Origin of the sequence: Prevotella sp. TCVGH (genome assembly GCF_023522295.1) — a bacterium.
In the GTDB taxonomy this organism is placed as follows: domain Bacteria; phylum Bacteroidota; class Bacteroidia; order Bacteroidales; family Bacteroidaceae; genus Prevotella; species Prevotella timonensis.
Genome location: NZ_QFFX01000028.1, coordinates 17074 through 36464 on the forward strand (window position 1 = coordinate 17074; position 19391 = coordinate 36464).

At 44.8% G+C, this 19391-nt stretch carries 15 protein-coding genes and 1 rRNA gene; 4 read left to right on the top strand and 12 right to left on the bottom strand.

The window, feature by feature from the left end:
• Positions 1-92: 92 nt before the first annotated feature.
• From DEM91_RS06875 to DEM91_RS06885, 3 genes are all read left to right on the top strand, one after another.
• Positions 93-1085, top strand: coding sequence for a malate dehydrogenase (locus DEM91_RS06875; protein WP_025071447.1), 993 nt, complete (start codon positions 93-95; stop codon positions 1083-1085).
• A 325-nt stretch (positions 1086-1410) separates the two neighbouring features.
• Positions 1411-2256: a DUF3737 family protein gene (locus tag DEM91_RS06880; protein WP_249858399.1), complete on the top strand. Its 846-nt coding sequence runs from the start codon at positions 1411-1413 to the stop codon at positions 2254-2256.
• Positions 2257-2274: 18 nt separating this feature from the next.
• A complete protein-coding gene (locus DEM91_RS06885; protein WP_249858400.1) occupies positions 2275-3444 on the top strand; it encodes a MalY/PatB family protein in 1170 nt (389 codons plus the stop codon).
• A 168-nt stretch (positions 3445-3612) separates the two neighbouring features.
• Here the strand turns inward: DEM91_RS06885 and DEM91_RS06890 are convergent, their stop codons facing one another.
• The 6 genes from DEM91_RS06890 to DEM91_RS06915 all read right to left on the bottom strand — a co-directional run bounded on the left by DEM91_RS06890 (position 3613) and on the right by DEM91_RS06915 (position 10262).
• The gene (locus DEM91_RS06890; RefSeq protein ID WP_249858401.1) at positions 3613-4245 is read right to left on the bottom strand and encodes a porin family protein; all 633 of its coding nucleotides are present in this window, start codon (positions 4243-4245) and stop codon (positions 3613-3615) included.
• Positions 4246-4290: 45 nt separating this feature from the next.
• Entirely contained in the window at positions 4291-5328 is a 1038-nt protein-coding gene (gldN, locus tag DEM91_RS06895) for a gliding motility protein GldN (protein WP_249858402.1), read from the bottom strand.
• A gap of 40 nt (positions 5329-5368) precedes the next feature.
• Positions 5369-6919 (bottom strand): gliding motility protein GldM, encoded by a 1551-nt coding sequence (gldM, locus tag DEM91_RS06900; protein ID WP_249858403.1) that lies wholly within the window; start codon positions 6917-6919, stop codon positions 5369-5371.
• Between the two features lie 65 nt (positions 6920-6984).
• Positions 6985-7830 (bottom strand): gliding motility protein GldL, encoded by an 846-nt coding sequence (gldL, locus tag DEM91_RS06905; protein ID WP_249858404.1) that lies wholly within the window; start codon positions 7828-7830, stop codon positions 6985-6987.
• Positions 7830-9278: an SUMF1/EgtB/PvdO family nonheme iron enzyme gene (locus tag DEM91_RS06910; RefSeq protein ID WP_249858405.1), complete on the bottom strand. Its 1449-nt coding sequence runs from the start codon at positions 9276-9278 to the stop codon at positions 7830-7832. The genes gldL and DEM91_RS06910 overlap by 1 nt, the downstream gene beginning before the upstream one ends.
• Before the next feature lie 30 nt (positions 9279-9308).
• On the bottom strand, positions 9309-10262 hold the full coding sequence (locus DEM91_RS06915; RefSeq protein WP_249858406.1) for a type IX secretion system membrane protein PorP/SprF: 954 nt from the start codon (positions 10260-10262) through the stop codon (positions 9309-9311).
• A 133-nt stretch (positions 10263-10395) separates the two neighbouring features.
• Here DEM91_RS06915 and DEM91_RS06920 point away from each other — a divergent pair, with 133 nt between their 5' ends.
• Positions 10396-10560 (top strand): hypothetical protein, encoded by a 165-nt coding sequence (locus DEM91_RS06920; protein ID WP_249858407.1) that lies wholly within the window; start codon positions 10396-10398, stop codon positions 10558-10560.
• A gap of 1228 nt (positions 10561-11788) precedes the next feature.
• Here the strand turns inward: DEM91_RS06920 and DEM91_RS06925 are convergent.
• The 6 genes from DEM91_RS06925 to rrf all read right to left on the bottom strand — a co-directional run bounded on the left by DEM91_RS06925 (position 11789) and on the right by rrf (position 19198).
• Entirely contained in the window at positions 11789-16384 is a 4596-nt protein-coding gene (locus DEM91_RS06925) for a T9SS type A sorting domain-containing protein (RefSeq protein WP_249858408.1), read from the bottom strand.
• 57 nt (positions 16385-16441) lie between these two features.
• Complete coding sequence (locus DEM91_RS06930) at positions 16442-16600, bottom strand: hypothetical protein (protein WP_249858409.1); 159 nt, start codon at positions 16598-16600, stop codon at positions 16442-16444.
• Between the two features lie 610 nt (positions 16601-17210).
• Entirely contained in the window at positions 17211-17432 is a 222-nt protein-coding gene (locus DEM91_RS06935; protein WP_004369470.1) for a DUF2795 domain-containing protein, read from the bottom strand.
• 60 nt (positions 17433-17492) lie between these two features.
• Positions 17493-18044 carry a cob(I)yrinic acid a,c-diamide adenosyltransferase gene (locus DEM91_RS06940; RefSeq protein WP_195252788.1) on the bottom strand — a complete coding sequence of 184 codons (552 nt, stop codon included), beginning with the start codon at positions 18042-18044 and terminating at the stop codon, positions 17493-17495.
• A 138-nt stretch (positions 18045-18182) separates the two neighbouring features.
• Positions 18183-18794, bottom strand: coding sequence for a hypothetical protein (locus tag DEM91_RS06945; protein ID WP_195252789.1), 612 nt, complete (start codon positions 18792-18794; stop codon positions 18183-18185).
• Positions 18795-19085: 291 nt separating this feature from the next.
• A 5S ribosomal RNA gene (gene rrf / locus DEM91_RS06950) occupies positions 19086-19198 on the bottom strand.
• Positions 19199-19391 lie beyond the last annotated feature (193 nt).

Genomic DNA, 19391 nt, shown 5'->3' on the forward strand with positions numbered 1-19391 from the left:
AGATAAGGCTCGTATTTATTTAGATTTTAGTAACTTTGTAGTCAGAGGATAAGCAATGGATTTTCATAACATTTTTAATATATTATAAAATTATGGCATTTTTGACAAACGAAAAATTAACCATCGTCGGCGCAGCCGGGATGATTGGTTCTAACATGGTTCAAACCGCCCTCAGTATGGGGCTTACAAACAACATTTGTCTCTACGACGTATTCTCTCCAGAAGGTGTTGCAGAGGAAATGCGCCAAAGTGGTTTCGATGCAGTAAACATCGTTGCTACAACAGACGTGAAAGAGGCTTTCACCGATGCTAAATACATTATCTCTTCTGGTGGTGCTCCTCGCAAGGCTGGCATGACTCGCGAAGACTTATTGAAAGGCAACTGCGAAATTGCAGAAGGTCTTGGCAAGGATATTAAGAAATATTGCCCTGACGTAAAGCATGTAGTGATAATCTTTAACCCTGCCGACTTGACAGGTTTGGTAACATTATTGTACTCTGGCTTGAAACCATCACAGGTAACAACCTTGGCAGCACTCGACTCTACTCGTTTGCAGAGTGCACTGGCTAAGAAGTTCAACGTCATGCAGACTGAGGTAAAGGGTGCTGCTACTTACGGTGGACACGGTGAGCAAATGGCAGTATTTGGTAGCCACGTCACCATTTCTGGCAAACCATTGACCGAAATCATCGGTACTCCAGAATTCTCTAACGAAGAGTGGGAACAGATGAAGAAAGATGTTACCAAGGGCGGTGCAAAGATTATTGAGCTTCGCGGACGTTCTTCGTTCCAAAGCCCTGCTTACCTCTCTGTTGAGATGATTCGCTCGGTCATGGGTGGCGAACCATTCCGTTTCCCTGTAGGAACATACGTAAGCACCGACAAGTACAACCACATCATGATGGCTATGAAGACGACGCTCGACAAGACTGGCGCACACTACGAAGTACCACAAGGAACCAACGAGGAGAACGCTAAGCTGGATGCAAGCTACGAACATCTTTGCAAGATGCGCGACGAGTTAGTTACTTTGAACATCGTTCCAGAAATCTCTGAATGGTCAAAGATTAATCCTAATCTCTAAGGATTCCTTTGCGGTTGAGATTTCTCAACTTGAAGATATAAAAGGATGTAGCCCTCTTGGAACTACATCCTTTTTTAGGCTGGTTCTATAAATTACCACCGCACACAGTCATCAAATGTTTATGAAATACGTTTTGTTATCTTTTGGCTTCTTTTTGGTTCAAAATGTAAGTTCGTTCAGTCGTGTAGCTCGCTACACTCCTTCACTCTCTTGCATTTTGACCTCAAAAATAAGCTCAAAATCTAACAAAGCTAATTTATAGAACCCGCCTTTATAATTTTTCATTTGCCTGCCATAAAACAAAAAGAAAGGAAGTACTAAAACAATGAGACTCATTAAAAATAAAGAATTTGGAGGAGAGCGTCCGCTTTTCGGTATTCACGATGTACGATTGGAAAACGTAAATATCACCGAAGGCGAATCGGGCATCAAGAAATGTCATCATATCGAAGCCGACCACTGCCATTTCATGGGCAAATATCCTTGGTGGCACGTAGACCATTCGCTCATTACCAACTGCTATTTTGAAGTTGGGGCGCGATCGGCAATCTGGTATTCAGACAACATGGAAATGAGAGATACCATCATCGATTCACCGAAGCTATTTCGCGAGATGAATAATCTGAAGCTCACCAATGTGGTGATTAACGATGCAGATGAAACGTTCTGGAAAGTGAACGGACTTACCTTACGAAACGTAACACTGCACGAGGGAACTTACCCCGTGATGTTCTGTAAAGATGTTGACGTCGATGGCTGGGAGAGTGATAGCAAATATGTTTTCCAATATGTGAAGAATGCCGTGATTCGCAATGCGAAGATAACAACTAAAGACTCATTCTGGGAAACAGAAAACGTAACTATCTACGACTCCGAATTGAACGGCGAATACTTAGGGTGGCACTCGAAGAACCTCAAGCTCGTAAATTGTCACATCACAGGCGAACAACCGCTCTGCTATTGTCAGAACCTAATTCTTGAAAACTGCACCTTTGGCGAAGACTGCGATAGAATGTTCGAAGAATCTACCGTGCAGGCTGACATCCGAGGTGCTGTCACAAACATTAAAAATCCTACCTCTGGCAAGATTGTTGCAGATGCTATCGGCTCGGTAACCATTGATGAAAACGTCTTACAGCCAAACAACTGTGAAATCATCATTAGAAAATAATCTTAAAAACGATACACTATGAAATACGATTTTGATAAAATCATCCCACGTCGAGGCACCAATTCGGTGAAGTGGGACGTTGCAAAAGAAGATGGAGTCATCCCCATGTGGGTGGCTGACATGGACTTTCAGGCTGCCCCCTGCATACGTCAGGCACTGAAGGAAAGAATGGATCACGGTGTCTTTGGATATACCTTGGTACCCAACAGCTATTATGAAAGCATCACCTCATGGTTTGACAGGCGCCACCAGTGGAAGATTGACCGCAACTGGATACTCTATACATCTGGCGTGGTGCCAGCCATTTCTGCCATTATCAAGGCACTAACGGAGCCCGGTGACAAGGTGCTGGTGCAGACTCCAGTCTACAATTGCTTCTTCTCTTCCATCCGCAACAATGGCTGTACCACCGCCGAAAATGCACTGGTACGCAAAGGCAACTCGTATGAAATCGACTTTGACGACTTCGAGAGACAGGCTGCAGACGAGAAAACAAAAGTATTCTTGCTCTGCAACCCCCACAATCCTGCTGGACGTGTATGGACACCTGACGAACTCAGCCGCATGAACGATATTTGCCTAAAACATGGTGTGAGGGTAATCGCCGACGAAATCCATTGTGAACTGGTTATGCCTGGATACAAATTCACGCCGTTTGCAGCCGTGTCGAAAGCCTGCCAAGACAATTGTATCACCACCAACTCACCCACAAAGTCGTTTAACATCGCAGGACTACAAATCGCCAATATCATTACCAATAATGACACCATTAAGCGAAAAATTGATCGTGCCATTAACATTAATGAGGTGTGCGATGTCAATCCTTTTGGTGTCATTGCACTTCAAGCTGCTTATAATGAAGGGGAGTCATGGATAGACCAGCTCAATCTGTATTTGTGGGAGAACTACAAGGTACTCAAAGACTTCTTTCAAGAACATTTACCCAAGTTGAAAGTATTGAAATTAGAAGGTACATACCTTGTTTGGGTAGACATCAGTGCCACAGGTTTGAAAGCTGATGAGCTTACTAACGAGCTGTTACAACAAGGGAAGGTCATGGTGAACAGTGGAACGTTGTATGGAAAGACGACGGGTGAAGATTATCTACGGCTCAACATCGCCATGCCTCGAAGCCTCATGTTGGAAGCACTACAACGCATCGCACAAGTTTTGCAGCCAAAGCTTTGAGCCTGTACACTGACCATATCTAAAAGAACAAATGAAAACAATCTTTCTGTCACTTGACTGAAAGAAAAGTATTGAAAGAGGGATGTCGCACTTCACGACATCCCTCTTTTTAAGTTTTTGTGTTAACTGGCTTATTGCGTGCAGCTAACACCGCTATAACAATAGTGTTTAGAAGAGATAGGTAAGACCTATTCGCCACGAGTTAGCACGTGTCTTATGATTCTCTACACTCTCTTTCACATTCTTGAAAGTGATGTCACCTGTCTTACCAACGCCCACATTATAGTTGGCTGTAACCTGAAAATGCGTAGCAAATGTAACACCAAGACCGGCATTCACGCTGAAGTTCGATGAGTTCAACGACCACTCTGCTGCTTGATCAGGGAGATCAGAAATTTCTTTTACTTTGTCACCTATATTAAAACCAACCTGAGGACCGCCAAAAACAAATATATTTGCCACATCGCTCAGTCCGATGCTGTATCTTACATTCACTGGAACAATCAGTGATTGTTGTTTCAGTACGGTATTGAATGTGGTGGTGTTGACACCTTCTACCTTGGTTTCTTCACGATTGTACAAAGCGGATAAATCCATTCCCAATCCTGTGAGCGGCAATGAGAACTTCACCGTCGGACCAATAAAGAATCCTGCACGATTAGAAGTGTTAAATAGGTTTTTATCCAAAGACATTTCGCTCAAGTTAAAACCACCCTGCACACCAAATTTTAATTGTGCGCTGGTAGGCAACACTGCGATCATAGTTAATACTGTGATAAGAGATAAAATTCTTTTTTTCATCATGTTTTAGTTTAGTTGAATAATGTGAATATTAAATGTTATATTTTAATGACGCTGACGACGAACGGTCACTCGAGCAGCAGAACTGTTTGAAGACGAGCTTTTTCGGCTTCGATTCGACTTAACTGTGGCCTTTGCATCTCGAGGTGAACGACTGCGTCGAACGCGTTTTGACTTACTGTCTTTCGGATTCAGCTTCGCAATGCTGTCCAGAGAATCTTTGCGAGCGGCATTGCCCCACATATTTTTTTCAAATGCCTGTATCTCTTTTTCTATTTTCTGCTGTTCACGGTTCATTGCTGAATCGGTGGGACAATATTGAGCCAAGGTTTGTCCCAACATATTGTTGGTTTTATAAATCTTTCCCTGATACTTGTTCTTCGTAAAAAAATCGTCGATACTCATGATGGCAGCATTGTTGAGATTGCTGGTCATAATCGTCTGCTTCGACAGGAAAGGAGCCAAATCATCATATTTCACCCAGAACAGCGGATAAGAAGTCGTGCCATCGCCAAAGTCATCCACACGTTTCAAGATGGGGCACAAGGCTAACACCTTGGTGTGAAAAGTAGCAGTAGCTTGGTCGTAATAGGCACTTTCTTTCAGATAGTATGCAGTGACCTCGCGCGATGGGATATCACTGTCATCAATACGGATACCACGATCTGTCCGCTCGTAAAAGACATGATAATTGTCTAAAAATGCCAAAGGCTTGACACGAGCGGAGTCTTCAAACGACTCGTTCCCATCCAATCGGTATTCGTAGGCTCTAATATTGCCAGTCATCATCAACTTGAAAATGTAGCAAAACAGGTTCATCTGCGTGCCCATCGGCTCTACGGGATAATATAATCCTGCATTTGCATCCTTTGTTAAATCGATTTCGCGATAGATGTCTCGACGCCACACCACATCTTCCGACATCTTTGGAGCTGTTGGAAAGGAGAGTTGCGCCCGTGTACTGATCGTTTGCGAATTGTTACGTTGGGCACGCTGTTGTTCGGCGCGCCGTGCTGGCGGTTGTGCAATAGCTAACTGTATCGCACAGAAGATGATGCCTATCAATAAAATTGTTTTCTTCATCGTGATATAATTGTATGGCGGAGTTTTCTCAGTCCACCTTTTATTTAACGATAATTTCCATCGATGCTGGTAACTTGCGTGTCAACCCATCGGGACCCACGGCTGTAACGCGCGAGATGTAGAATCGCTTGTTGCGTGACAACTGTCGGAAAGCATTACGTTGACGGTCGGAGAAGCGTGCGCCATTCGATGCCATGGGTACGGCATTTCCCATATTGTCGAAGAACACCGTCTCAAAATTAACCACCTTGAACTGAATATCCAGCAAGCCGTCGTCGATAGCCGCCTGTATGCCTGTCGCACCCATCAAGGAAGCTTTGGACAGTCCACCTCCCTTGAAGCGATCGGTGCCCAAAGCAATATAGGCAATAGGATCTGGCAATTTTCGCACATGGAAAGTGTATTTTCCAACGGGTCTTGCACCTCCACCCTGATTCGACACCACTTGAATGGTGACATCCTTACCCACCGTGGTTGGACGTGCGATATATCTGCCTGCTGCGACCATGCGGAAGCCTCCACCTGTCATTGATGCGGAGACAGCAGTAAGCGGCACACCAGGAATACTGATGCTGATAGGGTTGTCGTAACCCGCATACAGCACATTCATCAGGTCAGCAGATACCGTAGCACTCGGTGCCACTACTGCATATTTCTGGGAGAAGTTGCGTCGTATGGTTTCACCACTCCCATTCGTCATAGTGATATAGCCTTGGAAAGAATGCTCGCCCACACCTCCTGTGGTAAATTGATAGGTGTTATTGTGCAAATTTATTTTGCGTCCACCGATGTAAATATCGGGTTGACGAGTGGTATCAACGGCAGCCATGACTATCTGTGCCGAGAAGCGATCGCCACTAACAACGGTTTTAGATTCGGGTATCACAAAGGCTTCCAACTTATTGACACGAATATCCTTCAAGTCTACATTGGCTACCAACGTATGTAACACTTCGCCTTCGGCATAACGGATATCACTTTGCAATTTGGACAAGAGTGTGACAGCGGCAGACACGGGCATGTTCTCAAACATATACTCCTGCCAATTTTTGCCCATGGCTTGGGCTCGCTTCGACCGTTTTGTCGTGAGATTGCTGGCAATCATTTGTCGCTGGTGTTCATCGGGTATCATTTTCAAGATTTGTTCACGATACCGATTCACACGGTCGTATAACATCTTTCCTTTGCCTACTCCAGGCGCCAGCATCACATGTGAAGCGGCTTCAAGGTCGTCCTTGTGTTCAATATTATAAATATCTCCATGAGGACCATCCGCCTCACGTACAATCTCTTCCTTGAGTTCTTGTACAAAGTAGTACAACGAATCACTCATGCGCTTTACTTGCGTAGCCTTATCAAACCATGCCTGCACCTTGGCGGGATTGGCTTTGACTTGATCGGAAAGTCGACGATAGATAGACCTATTCTCTCGTGAAGAGTTGGCGGTAGTGCGATTCAAGCTCTCCTCTACTACCGCAAAGCCTTCTAACACCTCGGTAGATACGTTCAGTGCCAACATCGCCATCAGCACGACATACATCAAGTTAATCATGCGTTGGCGCGGAGATACAGGTCTTTTCTTTATTGCCATTGTGAGTTGATGAGTTGATGAGTTCCTGAGTTTATAAGTTGATGAGTTCGGATGTTGATAGTTGTTTATTCTTGCGAAGGGTCTAACCCCGGATTGGCAGCACGCATATTGACAGTCATCGCCTCTATCATACGGGCATAAATCTTGTTAAGCTGCTCTATTTGTTGAGCCATCTTGCGAGTTTGGTCGTTGATTTGATCTATCGTACCAATCTGCTGACTGGCACCTTTCAGCTGCATCTCGTAAACCTTACAAATTCCTGTTAAGGTGCGATTTAGATTTTCCATTTCCTCACTGTCGCGCGTCAACCTTACACTTTGTTCGGAGACCTTCCCCAAAGTCTCTGTCAGATTCTTCAATTCGGTGACATACTTGCTTTGCGCCTCTATCAACTCAGGTGAACTTTGCTGCTGTGCTTGTACCCACTGTGAGGAGGCACCCGCCGTCTCACTGTCATCACTAACAGGTATATCCGTACCTGTAGCTGCGGCAACAGGTGGAGGGACGACTACAGAACCTGCCGTTGGATGTCCCTGTCCGCCATAAGAAGAGGTGTGGAGGGCTTCCGCTGGCATAGGCTGGGCTGCAGACGACTCTTCCAATGGAGAATTGTAAACGACCTTACCTGTTTCCAAATACTCCTCCGTGATTCTTGTAGGGAGCTCGCGTCCGTCGGCTGTCTTGTCAAATGGGCGGTCAAAAGCAGAGAGGAAGAATACCACCACCTCTGTTCCCATACCGATAAACAACATGAGGTTTCCACCTTTTAAGTGCGTCAACTTAAACAGCGCACCTAAAATAACCAACGATGCACCCCAACTGTATGCATAGTTCAAGAACGTTTGCCCTGGAACACTGTCCATCCATTTCTGCAAACGATAGATGATATTGTACTTACTATATCCTGCCATTATTTTCTACCTTTCTTCTGTTTTGTGCTTGTTGTATTCGCCAGACTGCGTACGCATCTGAAACCGATATATGAACGAGGTTGATTTTGATATTCCCAGGTACGCCAGGCACTTCGAATATACGATTCTGGATCTTTCCATGACCCGCCACGCACACTCTTCTTTTTCAATTTATAGGGATCTTCCAACGCTGCCTTATAATCCAACTGCGGATTCAAATCGTTCATCGCATCAACTCCCGCTTCGGTATAAATAGTGCTGGTCCACTCTGCCACATTTCCTGCCATGTCATACAGCCCATTCGAGTTGGCTCCATAGATACCTACTTTGCTGGTTATCAGGTTACCATCCTTGGTATAATTACCCCGATCGGGCTTGAAGTTCGCAAAGAAACAACCCTCGCCAGACATCACAGCCTTGTTGTCCCAAGGAAATTCATTTCCTTCTTTTCCTCTGGCTGCATATTCCCATTCTGCCTCGGTGGGGAGACGATAACGCTGTATGTAACGTGCCTCAGCTCCTAAACCTTTCAAAAGGTAGTCGGTACGCCAAGCACAAAAGGCATTGGCTTGCTCCCACGTCACCCCCACAACGGGATAATCGTTATAGGCTGGGTTACTGAAATAATTGCGAAGATAGGTTTCGTTATCCGAGTTTTGAAAATCATTGACCCAACAGGTGGTATCTGGATATACGTTGACGATGTAGGTGTTCAAAAAGTCCCATGGACCCGAACGTGGACGGTTGATGGTTTCGCTCACAATACGCCCAGTATCGTCGATATAGGCGGTATCTTTTGAAATCATGACCACCTCATTAGGGTCTACTGTTTGGTCGGTATTCAGATTACGCTCATCGGGTATCATGCGGTTTCTCCGCAGTGCTGCCGTGGTGTAATCATAAATTTCATATCGATAATTGAGCTGACGATAATCCAATAGTTTTTCGCCCGTCACTGGATTGGTGACATACATACTCTCCACAGCTCGTTGCTCGTCTTCGTTCATTCGACGTGGGAGCGGTTTCTTCCAATTGATATGCGGTGGCACTGGGTCACCGTTCTTATCTTCTGTGATGAGATAAGTCTCGTCTCCCGCATAGGCAGGATCTGCAAGACGTGTCCGCAAGATGCTGTCTCGAACCCAAGCAACAAATTGCTTATACTTTGAATTGGTGACTTCGGTTTCGTCCATCCAAAAGCCATCCACAGAGATATCCTTTTGCGTCATCTCTTTTCCCCATAGACTATCTTGCTTCTCCAGTCCCATTTTGAGGTAACCACGATCGATGCGCGTCATGCCATAAGGAGTAGGCTCACTGAAAGCTTTTCCTCCCACACCTACTACTTCTCCTCCTCGTCCTACCGAAGAGGCTGACCTGCCACCAAAGCAGCCTGTCAGAATCATGAGGCTCACCATGCCCATTACCATACTTATCTTTGTCTTCATATCTGTGACATTCATTTTTCGACGTAACATTTATAGAAGTCTGACACTCTTATGTTTATTCCTTCCTTTCTTCGCCAAATTCACATCCATTTGATAGCCTACGAACAACTCATGACTACCGTTGCCGGGCTGAATGGCAGAGGTGTACAACTCATAGCTATATCCCAACACAGCTCCATGGAAACTGCCACCTACTAAAAAGGTGACGGAGTTGGTGGGACTATAACCCACGCCTCCATACATCATTCGCTTTTCGTGCTGGTAGACAAGTCGAGCGGTGACATCGCCCCGATAAGCGACACCGTCGGTACGTACCAACACAGAAGGCTGTATAGTTAAAAACGGATTTCTTAAGCGTATATTGTATCCAGCTGTTAAATAATAGGTAGCTTCAATGTGAAACTGGTTCTTTTCTGTTAAGTCGATAACGGGGGATGTCAGATGTTGAGCTGAGAGCCCCACATACCAAGATGAATGGAAATAATATAATCCTGCACCAATATCGAGTGCATTGCCCTTAACTTGCGTATTTGTAAAAGCGGGGTCATTGGCATCGGCAAGATTTAGTTTCGTACCATCAAAAGATTCGCTCAACATGCCTGCCTGCACACCTGTCGATAGTTTGCCACCAAAGAGTTTGAAGCGAAGCGCATACTGTGCTGCAAGTCGCTGATGCGTAAACAGTCCTATCTGATCGTTCATGAGTTGCACACCTCCTCCATGGTAGGCCTTTAAGAAATAGAAAGGCATATCTGCCGCAGCGTACATCGTTTTCGGATTGTTTTGAAATCCTACCATGCTCATGGCGTACGCTGCATTAATGTTCAATTGGTCTTGTTTGCCAACTGCTGCTGGATTAAATGAGGGTTGCATGTCAAAATAATGACTGAACGACGCATCATATTGCGCTCGCACGGTACACACACTCAAGAGCAGCAGCCAGAGAAAATATATCTTTCTTCGTTGCACGAATGGATAACGCAAGTTCTATTATTTTATTGCTTTCGCCCCATCTTTAATGAACATGTAATATTTATCGCAACGGACGTACACGGAATTTCACGGCACATCCGTGCCGCTCCGTGTCTTTCCGATGCTATAACAAACGATCATTTTAATGAAACAGCCGAGTACCGCGCCAGCAACGGTTACAAGCAATGACGTGGCGAAGTCCTACAAGATAACACTCCGAAACGTTGCACACCAATTAACGTTCCAAGCAAAGGCGGGGCGAAGCCCCAAAAGGAATATAGCCCATGGTAACACCATGGGTAAGCGGTAGTTAGCTAATGGGCGCGCTGTAAGCGCAAAAGGAATCAGAAAAGTATCATTTCTTTTACCTTCCTTTTGCTCGTTCAGAGCGCTAAATAAATGGTCAACTGTACCCAGGGCGAATGCCCTGGGCTATAAACTTATTGGGCTTTCAGCCCGTCTTTGCTGATATGCAATTAGCACGGTTATTGATAACACCTCCGTCAAAGCATTGTGTAACAGCCGCGGTTATGAGCAATGACGGAGCGAAGACCGCAAGGTGACACTCCAAGATATTGTCCAGCAACAGACGTTATGAGCAAAGGTGGGACGAAGCCCTACAAGATAACACTCCAAGACATTATCCATCAGCTGACGTTACGAGCAAAGACGGTGCGAAGTCCTACAAGAAAACACTCCGAAACGTTGCGCACCCGTTGACGTTACGAGCAATGGAGGAGCGAAGTTTAATAAGGTGACACTCCAAGACGTTGTGCACCAGTAAACGGTTTCGAGCAAAGACGGGGCGAAGCCCCAAAAGGAATATAGCCCATGGTAACACCATGGGTAAGCGGTAAACAACTAATTGGCGCGCTGTAAGCGCAAAAGGAGCCAGAAAAGTATCATTTCTTTCTTGCTCTTTCAGAGCACAAAAATGCTGAATTTTCTTTACAAAGTGCCTCTCATAACTCGCGTGTAGACAACCAACGAAAGAGTTGGTCGCAAATACGCCAAAAATGAGCAATATTTATAACGCGTTGCTATTGAGAAAGTTACATCAAAGTCGTCTCATTTCACTCGCAATTTTACCATTTTTTGTCGGCTAAAGTATTGGGATAAGCCTCCAATTTGCATGCTTTAATGCTCTTGAAGCATGTGAATAACACCTCTAATACATGTTTCCAAGAGCGTTAATTCAATATTTCAACTTGAAAAGGCGTCTATTTTGTTAAAATCAGCCCATTTTTGTATACCGTTTGCCTATTGATTTTTTCTATTTCGCAAATTTTGGATGGTCGTTTTTTGGTAAAATGATAGGACAAAAACAACAAATATCTTCATTAAAATTGAACACAGTCGCACGAGCTTTGTTTTTGTCTTTTTAGTGCATTTCATTGTTCAATAGCCGTTCAAAAATTGTCATCAGTGACTGCATAAAACGGACTGCACCAGAAAAAACAGACAGCAAAAAGGGCAAAACAAAGGGTGACAAGCACAATGCCGTCACCCTTCGTTTTACATTATTATTACTCAGATTATTATTGGCGAATAACCATCTTCTGATTCACAGTCTTACCGTTTATCTGCGTCGAAACGATGTACACACCGTTTGGCAGTTGAGCCTTGAGGCGATTCAGGTCTTCAGGCTGGTTCACATTGGCGACCCGTTCACCAGAAACGGTGTACACAACAGCTGGTCCATTCCATGTTGTCGTCGTTACCCCTTGAATCTCAGTAGGCAAATTGTCGAAAGAGGTTGCCGTGGTGTTTACCAGCATAAAGCGGTTGCTATCCACACCTGTATGACGCATGGTGTAGGTGTATGAGGTAACATCCTCACGCAAGTCAACCAACTGACGAGTAGTGTAGTCTACCAACTTCAGATGCTCGTATTGTGGCAGATTCTTCTTGCGGATGGTCAACGTGTACAACTCGCTGTCGCTACCCTCTACAGTCACTTGCTGCTGTGTGAGGTCGGCAGTGGTGTTCACCTGCATCTGTCCATCAACGGTTTGTACATACAGACTGGCAGGTGCATTGGTCAATAGTTTGCGACCATCCCAACCACGGTCGTAGCGGTCGGTGGTGCCTTCGGCCTCAATGAGCCAAAGCACATCGCTACCCTTGCTGCTCTCCAAAACCATCTGTACGGCGCCAGGCTCTGTCGTTGTGACCTCAAAAGGTTTCGCCATGGCTACCCGCTCGTTCTTCACTACGCTATTGTAATGTACTGTCACGGTAGCCTCATTGCCCAACTTGGTCTCTTCCTTGGTGAACTTCAGCAAGAAGCCCTGCATAGAAGGTATCGACTTGTAACCAATAGTTGCTGCCGCATCCTTAGGAACAGCCAAATAGCCACCTGCTGCCACGCTCAGGTTCTTCGAGCCTGTTTCCGACTTGTTTCCATACCAGTCGTTAAAACTACCCGTATGGTACACATACACCGTAGGATCAACCTCTGCAGGGAAGGTAAGTTGGGCAATATCGATGGCAGCCGTGTAAGAGTTTGCAAAGATGTTTTGTCCCAATCCCCAGTGCTTCTCGCCCACGTTGGTTGAGGTAGATTTTGTCACCTCAGCTGCCTGGCGTGTCAACGTTAAAGTATGGTCGCACAAGTTCAACTTACCTGTCAGGGCATATACCTTCGGTGCGTCCTGTGTCAACTGATAGCCCACGAATGGAGACATCGTGTTGTCCTTAGCCATCCAGCTCCACTTTTGATAATACTGCTTAGTACTGTTCTTGGCCTCGGAATAGTATTGCAGGTAAGAACCCTTGAATACAGGACTTGGTGCCATGTCCGTCACAGGAATACCAATCTGTTGCCATGTGTAAGGCTCTGCTTGTAGCGTGCGGCCCTTTGTAGGCGAACCATCGAGTTTGTCCTCAATCTTTAACATCTCGTTGCCTACCTTCTGTCCACGTCCATAGAGTTCTACCGTTGCATATACCTCAGACTTACATGGGTCGGCATACGATACGGCAAACGAGCCGCCGGCATCCTTTCCATTCTCGTCGGTCTTGATCACCAACTTCTTGGCATCGCCTGGCTGATTGTAACCTACTAACGCAGTAGAAACAACCACACTACTCTTCTTCGATACTACAAGAGCCTTTTCCGACTGGTTCTCCAGTGTTCCGATGGTCAGCACCTTGCCTTCTGGCAATACGCAATCATTCTTGGCAGCTCCTTTCTGTGCAGGGTTCTTGGGATTGGCATTGTTTGCCTCGGTAGCAAATACCACGTCCTCACCTTCTCCTGGCACTTTAACCGTCCAGTTGTTTTTATTTTCAAACTTGGTGTCCTCATTACCTACCCATAGGTTTTTCTCCATCGGTCCCGTGCAGTCGCCAACAGTGATGATTACCTTACGTTCGCCACCAGAGCTGCCAGCACAAGTAGGTATCGATTGTGCGAACTTGGTGCCTACGGTGAACTCATACCTTCCTGCTTTGGTGAATGTGGCATCTATGGCGTTACCTCTACCCACCTGTACCGTCTCTTGCGTGTCAAGGTCTTTGCGAGTCCATGTCACATCATACATATAGGTAGACACGGGTAACTCTAAATGGTTGGGAGCAAGTCCCTGACCATAACACTTCTCTGTCCACTCTGCTTCTACTTCAGGAATTCCTACAGGAGAGATATAAACGTTTGACACCTGTGCAGGGCAACCATTGCCATAATTATATTGTGCAGTTACCTGATACCAACCCTCTGCAAGCCCACTGAACACGCGAAGAGAAGCATCTGCGCTCTTATCTTCGTCGATGTGCGCTTTCTTAAGGACTTCTCCCACGGGAGTTATCACGTTATTCTGCTCTATAGCTTTTTTAATTTCGTAGTGCAACGGATAAGTAGCTTCATATCCATGTCTAATACCTACAGTGATAAGACCAGAGTTTGGATCTTTCAAATTGCACATGGCACCTTGCACCTCGAAAGCACCGTCGCCCTTGGAAGGATTGAATTGGAAAGCAAAGGTCTTGTTAGCAAAGTTGTTCACACCAATAGCTGCGCCATAATGTTTAGGAACATACGCTTGCTCGATAGGAGAATACACATGGTCATCTGTCTGCGCATTGATACCAACGGCAAATTGCCAATTGGAAAGATAAGGGCTTACTTCAATCGGTTTGCCTTCCTCAAAACCTCCAGGGGAATTATGTGAATCGCGCGGACCATTCGATTTATAATAATCCTGTGACAGGTTATTACAGTCCCCTAACCCAAAGTCGAAGCTAACCGTATTGTCTCCGCAACCTGCCTGAACCTTTACACCGTTCTTATAACCGCTGTCGTTGCGAGGCTGGTATTTGATAACGTCGCCTTCGCCAATGGTCAAACTCATCGGTGAGGAAATTTCGCCGCATCGACTAATGCGTATGACATACTCTCCAACGGGCAAATCGTAAATTTGGAGATAGCCATTGCGAGGCGTGGTCTTAAAATCAATAGGGAAGGACAAGGTATGCTCATATTCAACATTGCTCAAGAACGGTGTTGTCTTGAACGTGGTTGATTTAGCACCGTCCTTTCGCTCTATATGCACTCCGTATTGCATGGATTTCTTTGATACTATTATCGTTGCACCTGCGGTGTTCCCATGAATACCATAATCGCACCAAGCCTTTAAAGTTGATCCACTTTTAATGTCCAAGTTTTTAGGCATTTTCACTTCTACTTCCTTGGTCACGTTTACCACGTCGCAACCGTCGTCATAAACAAAGCGGTAGGTTCCGGGTCCATAATCAGTAACATCTACGGTTCTTTCATCATCTTCAAACAAAGTTCCACCACCTATCGGCACTTCAACTTGCAGGTCGTCCCAGTTGCCTGTCTCTGTATTCTTTTTCTGAAGCTTTGCCTTGGTTCCTTCAGGAAAATAATAATAAGTGCCACTCACCGTGGTAGAATATTTAATTTTAAATTCTTTACTGAGAACGTTACAATTCTCATCCGTATTGTAGTTGGAGATAGGAGTCAGTTTAAACGGTGCACTGAAACGAGAATCGTTTCCGCCATCACTACCAAGGTTCATATCCTTTGCATACAAGTAATTATCTTCTGTCATTACGCCCGTACACAAAGGCTTGTATTGCTTGATAAGCCGTTTATCTTGCTGACGACTTCCCTTGGGGCTTGCCTTGAACACTAAAGTGGTGGAGTAACTGTTTGACGAACTTTTCGTTTCGTCATACTCGAGATTCAAGACATCTTTAATTTGATACCACGCATCTACTCTAAGGCCACCGTTTTTCAACATTTCGGCTTGCTCTGCCCTGGCTTCCTTTGTGCTGCCCGAGACCCTAACAGCTACATAGTCTTGGTATTGACAGTTGCCAAGATACATTCTGGAATATGGCTTCCACCATAATTTAGGTGCAGCAGCCTGACCCATGGTAATATCTCCAACACTTACCGATGTTTGGGTAGTGGGGCATATACCATTTTGCGTGTCTGACGCTGTTACCTTCACCTTATCACCTTGTGAGAGTTTTGTAACTTTCCAAGTACGGGCGGCAATAGCATCGCTACCCGAAGTCTGGGTTGTCACCGTCCCGTCTGCACTTGTGATTTCAGCCGTATAATGGAAAGGGCCTAAACCATTTTTCACCGTTACCTCAACACTACCGTTGTTGCTACCATGGATAGAGCAATAGGGATCCGATTGGGTATAGGTCATGGTTGGCGAAACATACGTCTCGTTGATCTTCTTCACCTCAACCTGCCCAGCATACTCTTGTTTATTTTCGCTGGTGGTTTGGAAGTACACGTCGTATGTGCCCTCTGTAAGGTTATGCCATGTTTTAGTCCACGTGTTAGGATCGGTTGACGACTGCGTCAAATTGGCATCATCTCCCTGCGCCACACCATTAACAGTGATAACATCATTCGGCTTGCCCGGCTTACGAAGTTGTGCCGAACCATTAGGCTTCTCGCTGTTGGTGCCTGTCACACTTAGCGTAACCGAACCTCCAGTGGCTCCACAACCAATGTCTATCTTAGACACTTTGTAGGTGTAGTTCTGGGCAAAAGCCGCCACACCAAAGGTGAGCATCATGACGAGCATGAGCAGGCAGCGTTGCCATAATTGAGGTCTATATGACCTCGAAGAAGTAAAATTTTTCATTGGATTTTCTTTAAATCTTTTTTTTCTGTTTCATAACATACATACAGCATTGAAGCCTTATTCGCTCCACCCTGCACTCATGTCGAAGTCTTCCTCATAGAATGCTCCTTCCTTTGCATCAATAGGTTTCATACCCCCATTGTCACTCACTCCCGCATTGGGACCGATTTGCATGGGTAGCAATAAGATGCTTGGTGTTACATAACTTTTCCTCATATTCTCAATTTTTAGTATTTATTCGTTACTCTACAAGGCAAGCCTGTCTTATCGGACGGTAGCTTACCATAGTTGGTATCATTAAAAACAAATCTTATTGTCAATGTGTGACGGTCGATGCAGATAGAAAACTTGCCTATTTACAAGGCGTCACATGTAGTACTGGCATAAATTTGAGGCAAAGTTATCAAGTTTTGTTAAATTTACCCCCCCCCATAAAGTTAATTATGTTTAATTGCTGGAAATTTAACAAGTTTGTAACCTATCGCAGTTATCTAAAACGTGGTTCTTGAATGGCCATAAACAAGAAAAAGAACGAAAACAAAGTAGGGACGTACCGCCCGTGTAACTGCAAGAAAAAGATGTTTTCAACTATCCAATATTTATTTGATTGGACACATGAGCTATGCGGCCCTTCACGATATGATTTCACTTTCGTTACATGGTAAGGAAAGAGTGAAGCGCAAGGAACAAAGACTATTTAAAAAACAGAAAGCCCATGACCCGTGGGATTCAATGTAGCAGAATCCAGCGAGTCATGGGCATGACATGACAAACAATCAAGGTGTCGTAAGTACAAATGCGTTTCCTTGTTGACGCATCACCTTTCTTAATACTCGTCCTCGTTAAAGAGGAAATCTTCCTTGGTAGGATAGTCGGGCCATATATCTTCTATACTGTCATATACATCCCCCTCATCCTCTATCTCTTGCAGATTTTCCAATACTTCCAAAGGAGCACCAGAACGAATCGCATAATCAATAAGTTCTTCTTTGGTAGCGGGCCATGGCGCATCTTCTAATTTCGATGCTAATTCAAGTGTCCAATACATAGTGTTACAAAATTATATGTGTTAATCTTCGTGCGTGCAAAAATAGTGATTTTTATAGAATCACCAAGGATATTCCCATTTTTTTTCTGTTACCTTGGCTTGAAAGTTGATTTTTCGTGCCAAGACATACAAATAATCAGACAACCGATTCATATATTGAAGTGCTTCGGGTTGGATAGGTATGTGAGCATGAAAGGAAATCATACGTCGCTCAGCTCGTCGACAAACCGTTCGGCATACATCGGCTTGCGCCGCACAACGGCATCCACCAGGCAACACAAAAGCTGTTTGTGGAGGCAATTGCTTCTCAATTTTATCAATCTCCTTCTCGATTCCTTGCACTTCAGTAGCAGGAAGGAGATAACGCTGACGCTTTTCGGGCTGCGCGGGATCTGAAGCTAAATAACTACCAATGACAAACAATAAAGACTGGATATGGGTCACAAAAGCCTTGTCATACTGATGATGCAGCATCGGGCGTAAGAGTCCCAAGTGGGCATTGAGCTCGTCTAAGGTACCAAAAGTCTCAATACTCAAATCATCTTTCGCAACACGACTTCCCCCAATTAAGCTGGTGGAACCGTTATCCCCTGTTTTTGTATAAATTTTCATAGTGTCACATGAATTAAGTTGGGTATCATCATCGTCTTATCAGATTTCTACAAGCTTCTCGGAAAGGAAACAAAAGATAACAAGACAGAACCCATAGTTATGAAATATTTAGTTACGGTGGTAATGTTAGTGTCCACCTTAAAAGATGAGTCGATAATGCCCAATTGTTTTTGTTGAATCATAGAGTATGATACCACAATCAAACAAATCGAAAGTTAAATAATCACGGCAACGTGTCACCATCTCTTTCCAAATACGTCGACAGCGCCGATTCGATGAAATGCCTTCTACAATAAAAAAGGTTCCATTTCGTGGTTGCGCAATAAAACGCAAAAAGCAAGACTTCCAATCCTCCTCCAAATGGACTAAATAGACATCAGGTATCAAAGAAGCGTCCTTGGCATCTCGCAACTCACCAAACAATAACTTAGATGGTGGATAACCTGCCTGAATATACCGACCATAGAGTGCAGCATGGGGGGTACGAATCAACCAATGGTTGGGAGTTTCAGCACGTGCAAAGCGAAAGAGCAAGCGAGCTAACCGTAAGGATGCGCTTGAATCCGCTGGCATAGCTTCCTGCAGCACACGATATGCCTTATAATCTGTACGGTCATTGACAACTTGGGTGACAAAATGATAAGCCCAAGGAGGCTGGATGCCAAAACCCAAAGCACGTGGCCAACGACAAAGCCATGCTAACTGCCGTCGCAAACGATAACTGATAGATGTTATATGATAGTTGTTCATTCCTTTTCTACTCTTGCACAAAGATAATAAAAAATTCAAGAGCTGGCATGACCCAAGCAAAAATAAACAGACAAAAATCATTTACTTTTTAACTATCCTCACCGTACACCCTTTCTCGTCTTCCCACAGTATGCCCCCTTTCGTAACAATCCACAGCGTACCACCTTCCGTAACCTTTCACACCTTGACATCCTTTTCCGATTATCCACACCATGCAGCCCTATATCTCTTGCAGCCTATAAACACAAAAAAACCTCCAGCATCGGTTGAGACACTGGAGGCGTGAAGTAAAAAAGGCAGCTACCTACTCTCCCACATTGCATTGTAGTACCATCGGCGCAAGCAGGCTTAACTTCTCTGTTCGGAATGGGAAGAGGTGGAACCCTGCCGCTATAACCACCTGATAAAGGGGTTGACAAATCTTCACAAGCAAAACATGAATAAAATAAAATGTACCTTTTTGTTGACGTGTCTATTTCCATAGCACGACAACACACGATACAACTGAAAGAATGGCTCACAAAAGAAAGTCTTGGGCAATTAGTAGTGCTCGGCTTTGCCATCGCTGGCTTTACACCTGCACCCTATCAACGTCGT

Bases quoted from the DNA above. Each gene is read 5' to 3' on its own strand.
- DEM91_RS06875 (WP_025071447.1), top strand. From the start codon at position 93: ATGGCATTTTTGACAAACGAAAAATTAACCATCGTCGGCGCAGCCGGG.
- DEM91_RS06880 (WP_249858399.1), top strand. From the start codon at position 1,411: ATGAGACTCATTAAAAATAAAGAATTTGGAGGAGAGCGTCCGCTTTTC.
- DEM91_RS06885 (WP_249858400.1), top strand. From the start codon at position 2,275: ATGAAATACGATTTTGATAAAATCATCCCACGTCGAGGCACCAATTCG.
- DEM91_RS06890 (WP_249858401.1), bottom strand. From the start codon at position 4,245: ATGAAAAAAAGAATTTTATCTCTTATCACAGTATTAACTATGATCGCA.
- gldN (WP_249858402.1), bottom strand. From the start codon at position 5,328: ATGAAGAAAACAATTTTATTGATAGGCATCATCTTCTGTGCGATACAG.
- gldM (WP_249858403.1), bottom strand. From the start codon at position 6,919: ATGGCAATAAAGAAAAGACCTGTATCTCCGCGCCAACGCATGATTAAC.
- gldL (WP_249858404.1), bottom strand. From the start codon at position 7,830: ATGGCAGGATATAGTAAGTACAATATCATCTATCGTTTGCAGAAATGG.
- DEM91_RS06910 (WP_249858405.1), bottom strand. From the start codon at position 9,278: ATGAAGACAAAGATAAGTATGGTAATGGGCATGGTGAGCCTCATGATT.
- DEM91_RS06920 (WP_249858407.1), top strand. From the start codon at position 10,396: ATGAAACAGCCGAGTACCGCGCCAGCAACGGTTACAAGCAATGACGTG.
- DEM91_RS06925 (WP_249858408.1), bottom strand. From the start codon at position 16,384: ATGAAAAATTTTACTTCTTCGAGGTCATATAGACCTCAATTATGGCAA.
- DEM91_RS06930 (WP_249858409.1), bottom strand. From the start codon at position 16,600: ATGAGGAAAAGTTATGTAACACCAAGCATCTTATTGCTACCCATGCAA.
- DEM91_RS06935 (WP_004369470.1), bottom strand. From the start codon at position 17,432: ATGTATTGGACACTTGAATTAGCATCGAAATTAGAAGATGCGCCATGG.
- DEM91_RS06940 (WP_195252788.1), bottom strand. From the start codon at position 18,044: ATGAAAATTTATACAAAAACAGGGGATAACGGTTCCACCAGCTTAATT.
- DEM91_RS06945 (WP_195252789.1), bottom strand. From the start codon at position 18,794: ATGAACAACTATCATATAACATCTATCAGTTATCGTTTGCGACGGCAG.